This is a genomic window from Streptomyces sp. NPDC058195 (assembly GCF_042883525.1).
Classification (GTDB): domain Bacteria; phylum Actinomycetota; class Actinomycetes; order Streptomycetales; family Streptomycetaceae; genus Streptomyces.
In genome coordinates this window covers 212,977-224,077 of record NZ_JBHVVM010000003.1, presented here as the reverse complement: position 1 = coordinate 224,077, position 11,101 = coordinate 212,977, and the positions used below count along the sequence as shown (strand labels likewise).

Below are 11,101 nucleotides of genomic sequence, written 5' to 3'. Positions count from 1 at the left end.
CGCGGCGCCGGTCCGCCCCGCGGCGCCGTGGGCTCAGCGGCCGACCGCCCGGGCCAGCTGTGCCTTCGTCATGCCCGAGCGCCCGTGCACGTTCTTCTTCCGGGCCTCTTCGTAGAGCTGGTCGCGGGTCGGCCCGGCCGCCCCGCCGTGCGAGCGCGGACCGCCGCTCCGCGAGGACGGCCCGTCCTCCGGAGAGGTGCGGCTCGCCGTCCTGGACTCTCCGGCGCGGACGCGTTCCCCGTGGACCGTGCGGGCCGCGATCTCCTCGGCCCGTTCCTCGCTCACACCGCGCTCCTGCGCGCTTTCCTTGATGTGCTCGTACTGCCGGGTCCGCCCGGCACCGGATCCGAGGGGCATGGTCCGCTCACTCCTCTCGCGGAGGTCCTGGGACGCCTTTCCCCCAGTGTCGCGCCGCGCCAGGGGGCCCGCACGCGGCGGCGTGCGGGCCCCCTGGGGTGCGCGGGACGGCTCAGTAGCGCAGGGCCGCCGCGATCCCTCCGTGCTCGGTGAGTGAACCGTCCGGGAGGAAGACCACCTCGGCGCCGTTGTCCAGGGCCCGCTCGACGAGTTCGTCGACGATGTCCTCGCGGACCGTGCTGTCCGCCGGGTCCGCCGTACCCTCGTCCAGCGGTTCGAGGTGTTCGTCGGTCACCCGGACGGTCCGCTGGAAATGCTCCTCCACCGCGACCAGCCCGGCGCGGCCCTCCCGCACCGCGGCCCACACCTCGTCGAGCCCGCCCGCGAACGCGCGTCGGCCGCGCGCCTCGTCGAGTCTGCCGTCGACCGTCGCGGCGAACCGCTCCTGGTGCTCCTCCAGCACCGGGCGCAGCTCCTCCAGCAGGCCGCTCGGCGCCGTCCCGGCGGGGATGCCCTTGGCCAGGCGTCCCGCGGCCGACCGGGGGCTCTCGCCGACCTCGTCCAGCACCGTGAGCGCCTGGGCGGAACCGGCCAGGTACAGCGGGCGCGGATCGGCGGCCAGCACCGCCCGCAGCTTCTCGTCCGCCGAGCGGAGGAACGCGCGGGTCTCCTGACTGCTGAAGATGCTCGGTGTGTCGCCGATCTGCTCCTCGCGCTGTGGATCGGGGTCCAGCGGCGGAGCCGTCATCGGGAACCCTCCGGTGCGCGCCTCGCGCAGGGCGTCGGCCGTGCCGCCCCACAGCTCGGCGCGGTCGGCCGAGACGGTGAGCGCCCAGAACGGCTGGGCCTGGGCCTTCGCCGCCACCAGGTTGCGGGTCAGATAGCTGTCGCTCAGGACCACCCGTTCGGGCGCGGTACGGGGGAGCTGCCAGATCTGGTGCTCGTCGGGGGTGACGAGCAGGACCAGCGCGTCAAGGGCCCGCCTCGGATCCACCTCCGTGACCGCCTGGTCGAGCTGCTCCTTGATCGCGGTCCGCGTCTCGCGTCCGACCTTCGGGTCGGCCTCCAGCCTGTTCATCGCCTCGGACACCAGGTTGCGCAGCCGCACGGCGTCCTGGGCGTTGTCCGGCGCTCGCCGGTGGGTCGGCAGGGTCAGGGACAGGGCCGGATAGGGCTTGGCCGCCCGCAGCTCCCGCAACAGGCCAGCGGTCAGGTCGTCCGTATCCATCGTTCTCTCCCAGGGCTTCGGGTGGCGTCCGCTCCCGAGTGAAGCGGCTGAAGTCGGCGAGTCAATTCATACCTTTTGAACCTAATATGGGCGAGATGAGCGCCGCTGAAGCCGTCACCGAGGCCCTGCGGGAACTGCACGCGCGGTTCGTCCCGTTGCGCGAGGGCCGACTCGCCGAGTACATCCCGCAGCTCGCGCGGAGCGACCCGGACGCCTTCGGCCTTGCCCTGATCAGCATGGACGGCCACCGCTACGGGGCGGGCGACACCGCGACCCCGTTCACCCTGCAGTCCGTGTCGAAGCCGTTCGTCTACGCGCTCGCCCTGTCGCTGCTCGGACTCGACGAGGTGGGCCGCTGGGTCAACGCCGAGCCCAGCGGGGAGGCGTACAACGCGGTCAGCCTGGAGCCGGGCACCGGGCGGCCCGACAACGCGATGGTCAACGCGGGGGCCATCATCACCACCGCCCTGATCCCGGACACCCCCGGTGTCCCGGGGTTCGACCGGGTCCTGGACTGCCTGAGCCGGTTCGCCGGACGGCGGCTGGACGTGGACGAGCAGGTCTACGCCTCCGAGGCCGCCACCGGGGACCGCAACCGCGCCCTCGCCTATCTGATCCGGAGCACCGGCCCGCTGCCCGTCGACCCGGTCGCCGCCGTCGACACGTACTTCCGGCAGTGCGCGGTCCGGGCCACCGCGATGGACCTCGCCGCGATGGCGGCGACCCTGGCGCACGGGGGAGTGAACCCGCTCACCGGCGACGCGGTGGTGCCGGAGCCGGTGGCCGCACAGGTGCTGGCGGTGATGGCGACCTGCGGCATGTACGACGCCTCGGGCGACTGGCTGCTGCGGGTCGGGCTGCCCGCCAAGAGCGGGGTGTCCGGCGGGCTGATCGCGGCGGGCCCCGCCCGTTTCGGGCTGGCGACCTACAGCCCGCGGCTGGATCCGACCGGCACCTCGGTGCGCGGGCGGGCCGCGCTCGGCGCCCTGTCGGAGCGGCTCGGCCTCCACCTGATGTACAACCCGGCGCTGGCCGGCAGCACCGTCACCCTGATCGCCACCGCCGATGAGCTGCCCGCCGCCGGGCCCGCGCCGCGGGACCGTGCGCCGCGGGAGCGGGTCGCCGTGGTGGCCGCGCAGGGCGCCCTCGACTTCACGGCGGCCGAACGCGTGCTGTACGCCCTGGACGAGGCGCGCCCCCGGGGCACGGAGCCGGTCGTGCTGGACCTGGCGGAGGTGACCGGGGTCGACCGGGTGGCCCGCGCGATGCTGGGCGGCGGACTCGGCCGGATCGCGGCGGCCGGAGCGCGGACCGCCGTCGCCGACCCGGCGCACCGGCTGGCCCTGCCCGGCCCCGGAGAGGGGGACGGGCAGGCGGCGCCGCGGGGCTTTGCCACCCGGGCGCGGGCCGTGGCCTGGTGCACGGGCGACGGACCCGGCTGAGCCCGGACGGTGACGGCCGCCCGGACTCGTCGGACGATCGCGCCTACCAGATCGACGCGACCCACTCGGGGTGGTCGATGAACGGGTTCCGGTTGTGCTGGTACTGGTCGAATATGACGTCGTTGCGGCGCTTCTCGAAGGCGTCCGGCGGGTCCTGCTGGCTCCACGTCTTCAGCACCGAGAGCCGGCCCATGTTCGGGGCGGAGCCGTTGTTGACCTTGTCGTTGGGCTCCAGGTCGGGGAAGGAGTCCTCGCCCTCGTAGCGCACGGCCATGTAGAGGATCATCCGGGCCACGTCGCCCTTGACCGCGTCGCGCGGCTCGAAGGAGTCGCTGTCGGTGTAGTTGCCCGGCGCTCCGCTGACCGAGCTGCCGCCGTTGTCGAAGTCCTTGTTGCTCCGGATCGAGTTGACGGAGACGTCCTCCGGGCGCAGGTGGTGGAGGTCGGTGCCGGGCCCGGTGGCGGTGCCGAAGTCGCCGTGGGACTTGGCCCAGACGTGCTCGCGGTTCCAGTTCCCGACCGAGCCGCCGTTGGCGGTCTTCGACAGGGAGCGGCCGGTGTAGAGCTCGATCACGTTCGAACTGTTGGCCGGGTCCTGGTCGGTGTCCTTCAGGGCGGTCCAGACCTGGCTGTAGGAGACCTTGGTCTGGCTGCTGATGATCGTGTGCAGGGCGCTCTTGAGCTGGGCGCCGCTCTTGCCGAGAGCGTTCTGGTAATAGGTGTCGTCGAGCACCCGCAGCGGTGACGCGGTGGTGGCGGGCGCGGCCGTGTGGGTAGCGGCCGGTGCGGCGGCGGCCGTACCGCCGAGCACCGCGAAGGCGGCGAGGGTCGCCAGCAGCGGGCGCCGGTAACGAAGATGACGACGGGACATGTGGGGTGTCCTCTCCTGTCCTGAAAGGGCCTGCGCCACGACACCGTCGCGAGGTGGGGGGCGGCGCTGTGGCGCAGTTGTGTGGTACGTGGTAGCGGGAGCCTTCCACACGCACCGTGACCAGGGTGTGAACGCTGTGTACCTATCATGTGCAGGTCAAGTGAGGGCTCGGAAGTGCCGCCGGGAGAGGCGTGCGGGCCTCGGATGCGGAGGGCCGGGCGCGGGGCGAGAATGACCGAAAGGACGAGGAGGCGGCATGAGCGAAGAGCCCGAATCCATATCCCGGGGTGTGACTCCCGACAGCCTCTTGCACACCGGCGGAAGCGATGATCCCTCCGCGGAGGATCTGGTACTCGCCTCCGGGCGGGACCTGACCCCGAAGAACCTCCAATGGGCCGAGCGCAGGCTCGCCCGCGAGGGCCGGTCCGCGATCGACAAGACACTGCCCTGAACCGGTGGCCGGCGGGCCCGGCGGCCCCGGAGCCGAGCCGCGGGGAGCGTGTGGGCGCTCCCCGCGGCTCGGCTAGCCTGGGTGCACAATGAATCGTTTGACGACGTCAGGGGCCGGGTTCGACCTCGCCCGCTACCCCGAAGACCCGCGCGATCCCTTCCGCGCCTGGGATGCCGCCGATGAGTACCTGCTGCGGTGGCTGGAAGGGGCCGACGGTACGGAGCCGGTGGACCTGTCGGGCGCCGTGACCGTGGTGGGTGACCGCTGGGGCGCCCTGAGCACGGTGCTGGCAGCGCACCGCCCCGTACAGATCACCGACTCCTACCTGGCGCAGCGCGCGACCCTGGCGAACCTGGACCGCAACGGCGTGGCCGCGGACACGGTGCGCCTGCTGTCGGCGCGGGACACCCCGCCGGAGCGGGTCGACGTCCTGCTGGTACGCGTGCCGAAGAGCCTCGCGCTCCTGGAGGACCAGCTGCACCGGCTGGCTCCGGCGCTCCACGCGGACACCGTCGTCATCGGCACCGGCATGGTCAAGGAGATCCACACCTCCACCCTCCGGCTCTTCGAGCGGATCGTCGGCCCGACCCGCACCTCCCTGGCCGTGCGGAAGGCCCGGCTCATCTTCAGCACCCCCGCTCCGGGGACGGCCCGCACACTCAGCCCCTGGCCGCACTGCTACGAGCTGCCCGAAGGGATCGGCCCGGTCTCCGGCCGGACCGTCATCAACCACGCCGGGATCTTCTGCGCCGAGCGCCTCGACATCGGCACCCGGTTCTTCCTCGGCCACCTCCCCGAGCGCCGCGGCCCCGAGCGGATCGTCGACCTCGGCTGCGGGAACGGCGTCGTCGGCCTCTCCGCCGCGCTCGCCAACCCCGAGGCGACGGTCACCTTCGTCGATGAGTCGTACCAGGCGGTCGCTTCCGCCGAGGAGACCTTCCGGGCCAACACCGGCCCGGACGCCAGGGCCGAGTTCCTGGTCGGCGACGGGCTGGCGGAGATGGCGCCCGCCAGCGTGGACCTGGTCCTCAGCAACCCGCCGTTCCACTCCCACCAGGCCGTCACCGACGCCACGGCCCGCACCATGTTCCACGGGGCCCGTGCCGCGCTGCGCTCCGGCGGTGAACTCTGGGTCGTCGGCAACCGGCACCTCGGTTACCACACCCGGCTCCGCCGTATCTTCGGCAACTGCGAGACCGTCGCCGGGGATCCGAAGTTCGTCGTCCTGCGGGCCGTCAAGCGCTGACCCCGCGGGATCCGCGTTCCGGCCCTTCCGGATTCTTGCAACACGTTCTACTGTGTGCGCCGCCGCACACGGACGACGCCACCGCGAGACTCCCGGAGGGGCCGTGCACCTCGAATACACGCCCGAACAGCAGCAGTTGCGCACCGAACTGCGCGGCTACTTCGCCGCGCTGGTCCCCGACGACGCCTATACGCGCTATGCCGCCCCCGAGGCCCAGAAGCGCTTCTACCGGGAGACGATCCGCCGCCTGGGAACAGACGGCTGGCTCGGGGTCGGCTGGCCGACGGAGTACGGCGGACGCGGACTCTCCCCGATGGAGCAGTTCATCTTCTTCGACGAGGCGGCGCAGGCCGGTGTCCCACTGCCGTTGATGGCCCTCAACACCGTCGGCCCGACGATCATGAGGTACGGGACCGGCGAGCAGAAGGCGTACTTCCTGCCGAGGATCCTCAGCGGTGAGATCGACTTCGCGATCGGCTACAGCGAACCCGACGCGGGCACCGACCTCGCCGCCCTCAAGACCCGGGCCGTGCGCGAGGGCGACGAGACCACCGGCCACTACACCGTCAACGGGCAGAAGATCTGGACGACCAATGGCGACACCGCGGACTGGGTCTGGCTCGCCGTCCGCACCGACCCGGACGCGGCACCGCACAAGGGCATCACGATGCTGCTGGTCCCGACCTCGGACCCCGGCTACTCCTGCACCGTGATCAACACCCTCGCCTCGCACGACACCACCGCCAGCTACTACGAGAACATCCGCGTCCCCGCCTCCCGCCGCGTCGGCGAGGAGAACAAGGGCTGGCGGCTCATCACCAATCAGCTCAACCACGAACGCGTCACCCTCGCCGCCCACGGCACCATGGCGATCCGCGCGCTTCACAACGTTCAGCGCTGGGCGGCGGACACCGCGCTGGATGACGGCCGCCGCGTGATCGACCTCGGCTGGGTCCGCACCCTGCTGGCCCGCACCCACACCCGGCTCGACGCCATGAAGCTGCTCAACTGGCAGATGGTGTCCGCCGTCCAGAACGGCACACTCACCCCCCAGGACGCCTCCGCCGTCAAGGTCTACGGCTCCGAGGCGCGCCGCGACGCCTACGCCTGGCTGATGGAGATCGTCGGGTCCGCGGGCCCGCTCAAGGAGGGCTCCGCGGGCGCCGTCCTCCACGGCGAGCTGGAGCGCGGTTACCGCTCCGCCGTCATCTTCACCTTCGGCGGCGGTAACAACGAGATCCAGCGCGAGATCATCTCCTGGATCGGTCTGGGGATGCCCCGCGTGCGCCGCTGAGTCCGTGTGACCGCAGGCCGTTCATGGCACCAGTCACTTCCTTCGCCCGCGGGTTCGCCAACTGGCGTCCGTGCCGCGTAGTGCCGAATGCAGAAACCGCTTGGCGCCCAGACTCCGCTGACGACGACGACACTCCGCGAATGGCACATTCGATCCCCAAAAGCGTGAACACCTGTTCACTTTCGGCCTCGTAGGCGAGTCGCGAAAGGTCCAGATTTCGGCAGCCCGATCAGCTCATCCGAGAGTCATGCGTACGCCAGGAATTGAAGCCAGTGCTGTGATCGGAAGCCGTTGCCGGGCCGCTCGTTGTGCTGGATGCCAGGACGGCGTGTGGCAGGGGGCCTTCCACGGTTGCTACTCGGTCGGCGACGATCAGCCGTGGGGCGTGATCCGCCGGGCGCAAGGACATTGGCCACACCTGGACGGCGCTGCGGTCGATCCGCCAGCCGCCCAACCGCGGATGTCTCGGGCTGATGACGGCAGCGCGAGTCAGCCGCCGCCACTCGGGCGGACCTGATTGCGAGCCCTCCAGGGCTGATGACGACCTGACGGGCTCACCGGTCCGCCAACGGTGGGCGACCAAGAAGCGAACCTGCTCGCACATCTGGCGGGTGATCAGGACCGGTCAGCAGCACCGCCGCTGGCGGCAGGCCGACCTCGTAGGGCGGAGCGGGGGTGCCCCGCATCCACCATCTCCCGGCTCGGAATGAGTCCCACAGACGGCTTCGCCCCTCCTGCCGCTTCCCGCCCGCACTAGGGTCTTTCGTTTGGATCAGGCTGGATCAGGGAGCGGGGGCTGGTGCGTGCAGCTGCAAGGCGGAGGAAGGAGCCGACGCGGAGCGTCAGTGACTGACGACAACGCGGCAGATGTGCGTGCCGGCCCCCGCGAGCCCGGCATGATCCAAACGAGAGGCCCTAGAGTGGCCCAGGAGACTCAGCATGGGCCGAGAGGACCCCATGCGCCGTCGCACCCTGCTTGCTGCCAGTACGGCCGTGCCCGCCATCCCTGCCATGCCCCTCGACTTCCGCTCGGGGCGGTGCGCAGCCAGGCGAGCCGCCTCGCAGTCGGCAGCGTTGACGCCACTCAGACCACGACACGCACGATCTCGGCTCCTGCACCAGACGGGCCGACTGGGGTGGTATCCAGGGCCGTTAGGAACTGGAACTCCAGGAACTCCGCAACACACCACACGAAGCGAGGCGCATATGAATCCCAACTCCGAGCTTGAGATCCGCAGCGGCATACCGCACTCGGCCCGTGTGTGGAACTACTGGATCGGAGGCAAGGACCACTATCCCGTCGACCAGGAGCTGGGGGACCAGGTCATCGCCACCTACCCGCAGGCCCGAGAACTTGCCCGGGCATCGCGCGCCTTCCAGTCCCGCGCAGTCCGGTACCTGGCCGGTGAAGCAGGAGTCTCTCAGTTCCTCGACATCGGAACCGGCCTCCCCGTCCAGAACAGCACCCACGAGGTCGCACAGGACGTGCAGCCAGCGGCACGCATCGTCTACGTCGACAACGACCCCCTGGTCCTGACCCACGCCCGGGCCCTCCTGACGAGCGCACCGGACGGCATGACGAACTACGTGCACGCGGACCTGCGCGATGCCGAGCAGGTGCTCCAGGAAGCCGCGCAGACCCTGGACATGACACAGCCGGTAGCCGTCATGGTGCTCTCCACCCTGGGACACGTGGAACCGAGGGCCGGCATCGACCTCATGCGCCGGTACATGGCCGGGACCGCCGCAGGCAGCCACCTCGTGCTCTGCGACACGATCGCCACCCCTCAGACACTGGCCGCGCAGGAGGCCTACGCCTCTGGGGACACACCTCCCTACCTGGTGCGCCGACCCGAGGAGATTCTCGAGAGTGCCGACGGGATGGACCTGATCGCCCCGGGGTTCGGATCCATCTCGCTGTGGCGTCCCGACCACCTGGCCGACGGGAGCGCCGAGCCTGTCGACCAGTGGGGATTCGTCGCCCGTAAATGATCACCGACGAGAACCGGCCCCCACCGCAACGGGAGCACAGCCCGGAGGCGGCAGCAACGCTGAAGCGTTTCGTTGACCGCCCCCGGGGCGGCACAGCGGCCGCATAGCTCAGTGCGCCTACTCACCTGGGGACGTCACCCAGGGAGCGAAGCGCTGATCGGGGCCTGCGTCCTGGCGCCAGTAGCGCAGGACCGTTTCCTGGACGATGTCGAGACGCTCTGCGGCGATGAGGCACGAGACCGGCTCCTGCCCGCCGGCGTCGGCCTCGAAGGCGACCACGATCGGCGGTATCTCGCCGAGCTGACGTGTGACGTTCAGGAGCTCGTCGGGCGACGGAGACCGGAAGGCCGGATCGCGAAATCCGGACGGACAACTCACGAAGACCGGATCGCCGAAGACCAGTTCCAGGCCGTGGTGGTAGGTCAGGTCGTAGTCGGCGGCGAGCCTGAGCTGTCCGCCGTCCCAGGCGACGACGTCCCAGTCCCACCAGGACCCTTCGGGGAGCTGGATCGCGGCGTGCGCTCCTTCGGCGTCCACCGGCGGCCTCCTCGTCCCGTTCGAACAGATCGACAGGCTACACAGCGGCTGCGAGCGTGCGACCTGACGAGCTGAGACCCTGAGGTGTCTGGATAGCCCTGCTCACCGGGCTGAACCCGCGTTCATTCGGCAAGCTGGTGAACGCTGTGCGCTGTGAGGGTGCAGATTGGGTCCGCACGGGCCGCCCGTGGTCTCTTCCCCCGGAGCACGGGGTGCTGCTCGTGGCGGCCTACGGGCGCACGACCTTCACAGCCTGAACCTCGCCGGATGGGTGAGCAGCAGACTGGCCAACAGCCACGTCCACGCCCAACCGGAGATCAATTACGGGGCAGCCTTCAGCGATGGAGGAAAAGGGCCCTGGCGGAACCGTGTCTCTGGAATTCGGGAGTCTTCCCTCTTCGTTCGTACGCAGCTACGGGCGGCGTGGCCCCGTTTAGGCTGTGCGCATCTTTCGACTGGGCACGCGTCACGGCCTTTTGGCCTGATCGCCTTCGTTCAAGGAGGGGAGACGAGCCTCGTCGAACGCGCGAGCCGAGAGGTTACGCCACACCAGCGCGATGCCCACGGCCTGAGCGGCGGCCGCGGCAATCCATACGGTGTCGAGTCCCCACGCGGCCGCGGCCAGCCCGCCTGCCGCCGCACCGAGCGGCGCGACGCCCCACGAGACGAGGTGAAGGACCCGCTCGACGTAGAGCACGAGCGTCGCGTACCCCACGAACCAGGCGAACGCCGCGGCCATCAGGACCGACAGCGACGCCGCACCCATGAGGACGGCCGACCAGGCGGCAGCAGATTGCTGCTCCTTTGCCGACCTCATCGTTGCCGCGCAGCTTGTCCGGCTCAGCTGGCTCGACAGGGTTTTGACCTAGGGTCTTTCGTTTGGATCAGGCTGGATCAGGGAGCGGGGGCTGGTGCGTGCAGCTGCAAGGCGGAGGAAGGAGCCGACGCGGAGCGTCGGTGACTGACGACAACGCGGCAGATGTGCGTGCCGGCCCCCGCGAGCCCGGCATGATCCAAACGAGAGGCCCTAGCAGTGAAGTGGCTGGTGTGGCAGGTGCCGGCGACCGTGCCGGAGCGTGTGCGGCACCGCGCGCCGCGCTTCGGCTCGCAGCGGTCAAGCGGGCTGCGTGGCGGGCGCGGGGGAGGGAACCCGATGGGCCTTGCCGGTCTCACGGAGGGTCAGCAGGCCGGTGATCGCGATCAGTACGGAGGTCAGGCCGTGGATGCCGAACGCGGCGGCGAGGGAGCCGTGGTGGGCCAGGACGTTGAGCATGTCTCCGAACGGGGCGACGGCCTCCGTCAGGAGAACCCAGCCCAGGGCGCGGCGGTGGCCCGTCAGCAGCAGGATGCCGATGACCAGGCCCATCGAGAATTCGCGGGTGCCTTTCATGATGAGGAAGCCGTCACCGCTGCCCGCGGGCCAGGTCGGTAGGCCGACGCCTTGAGTGGACGCTTCCGGGGCCAGGATGAACGACAGCCCGAGGTAGAGGACGAACAGGGCACAGGCGGTGGCCAGGATGGTGGTGACGTTCCTCAGCGACATGGTGTTTCTCCTTCGGAGTTCAGCCTGGGGTGGGGCAGGGCTCAGCGGCGGGCGCAGCCGGGGCGGCCGATGACGTGCAGGACGAAGGGTGCTGGCGTGGCCGATCGTGTATCGGCCGCGACGGCGAACGCGATCGCCGC

General features: G+C 70.5%; 11 protein-coding genes and 1 pseudogene. 6 read left to right on the top strand and 6 right to left on the bottom strand.

Translation table 11 applies throughout. The features are described from left to right. Nucleotides 1-33 precede the first annotated feature (33 nt). Complete coding sequence (locus ACFVWY_RS05130) at nucleotides 34-357, bottom strand: plasmid stabilization protein (protein WP_389867444.1); 324 nt, start codon at nucleotides 355-357, stop codon at nucleotides 34-36. A gap of 112 nt (nucleotides 358-469) precedes the next feature. After that, entirely contained in the window at nucleotides 470-1,585 is a 1,116-nt protein-coding gene (locus ACFVWY_RS05125) for a chemotaxis protein (RefSeq protein WP_389867442.1), read from the bottom strand. Nucleotides 1,586-1,680: 95 nt separating this feature from the next. Between ACFVWY_RS05125 and glsA the strand changes: the two genes are divergently transcribed. Further along, nucleotides 1,681-3,027: a glutaminase A gene (gene glsA, locus ACFVWY_RS05120; protein WP_389867440.1), complete on the top strand. Its 1,347-nt coding sequence runs from the start codon at nucleotides 1,681-1,683 to the stop codon at nucleotides 3,025-3,027. A 43-nt stretch (nucleotides 3,028-3,070) separates the two neighbouring features. Here the strand turns inward: glsA and ACFVWY_RS05115 are convergent, their stop codons facing one another. After that, the gene (locus tag ACFVWY_RS05115; RefSeq protein ID WP_389867438.1) at nucleotides 3,071-3,898 is read right to left on the bottom strand and encodes an endonuclease I family protein; all 828 of its coding nucleotides are present in this window, start codon (nucleotides 3,896-3,898) and stop codon (nucleotides 3,071-3,073) included. Between the two features lie 256 nt (nucleotides 3,899-4,154). Here ACFVWY_RS05115 and ACFVWY_RS05110 point away from each other — a divergent pair, with 256 nt between their 5' ends. The 5 genes and pseudogenes from ACFVWY_RS05110 (at nucleotide 4,155) to ACFVWY_RS05090 (ending at nucleotide 8,881) form a co-directional block, all read left to right on the top strand. Continuing rightward, nucleotides 4,155-4,349 (top strand): hypothetical protein, encoded by a 195-nt coding sequence (locus ACFVWY_RS05110; protein ID WP_389867436.1) that lies wholly within the window; start codon nucleotides 4,155-4,157, stop codon nucleotides 4,347-4,349. Between the two features lie 88 nt (nucleotides 4,350-4,437). Then, nucleotides 4,438-5,595, top strand: coding sequence for a methyltransferase (locus tag ACFVWY_RS05105; protein WP_389867434.1), 1,158 nt, complete (start codon nucleotides 4,438-4,440; stop codon nucleotides 5,593-5,595). 103 nt (nucleotides 5,596-5,698) lie between these two features. Further along, entirely contained in the window at nucleotides 5,699-6,889 is a 1,191-nt protein-coding gene (locus ACFVWY_RS05100) for an acyl-CoA dehydrogenase family protein (protein ID WP_389867432.1), read from the top strand. A gap of 343 nt (nucleotides 6,890-7,232) precedes the next feature. Continuing rightward, nucleotides 7,233-7,332, top strand: a pseudogene (locus ACFVWY_RS05095) (IS630 family transposase); the annotation flags it as partial. A 763-nt stretch (nucleotides 7,333-8,095) separates the two neighbouring features. Continuing rightward, complete coding sequence (locus ACFVWY_RS05090; protein ID WP_389867431.1) at nucleotides 8,096-8,881, top strand: SAM-dependent methyltransferase; 786 nt, start codon at nucleotides 8,096-8,098, stop codon at nucleotides 8,879-8,881. Between the two features lie 117 nt (nucleotides 8,882-8,998). On the opposite strand, the gene ACFVWY_RS05085 is transcribed toward ACFVWY_RS05090, so the two are convergent. The 3 genes from ACFVWY_RS05085 to ACFVWY_RS05075 form a co-directional block, all read right to left on the bottom strand. After that, nucleotides 8,999-9,418 carry a hypothetical protein gene (locus ACFVWY_RS05085; RefSeq protein ID WP_389867430.1) on the bottom strand — a complete coding sequence of 140 codons (420 nt, stop codon included), beginning with the start codon at nucleotides 9,416-9,418 and terminating at the stop codon, nucleotides 8,999-9,001. Nucleotides 9,419-9,884: 466 nt separating this feature from the next. Then, nucleotides 9,885-10,235, bottom strand: coding sequence for a hypothetical protein (locus tag ACFVWY_RS05080; protein WP_389867428.1), 351 nt, complete (start codon nucleotides 10,233-10,235; stop codon nucleotides 9,885-9,887). Between the two features lie 297 nt (nucleotides 10,236-10,532). Further along, nucleotides 10,533-10,961 carry a DUF4267 domain-containing protein gene (locus ACFVWY_RS05075; protein ID WP_389867426.1) on the bottom strand — a complete coding sequence of 143 codons (429 nt, stop codon included), beginning with the start codon at nucleotides 10,959-10,961 and terminating at the stop codon, nucleotides 10,533-10,535. Between the last annotated feature and the right edge of the window lie 140 nt (nucleotides 10,962-11,101).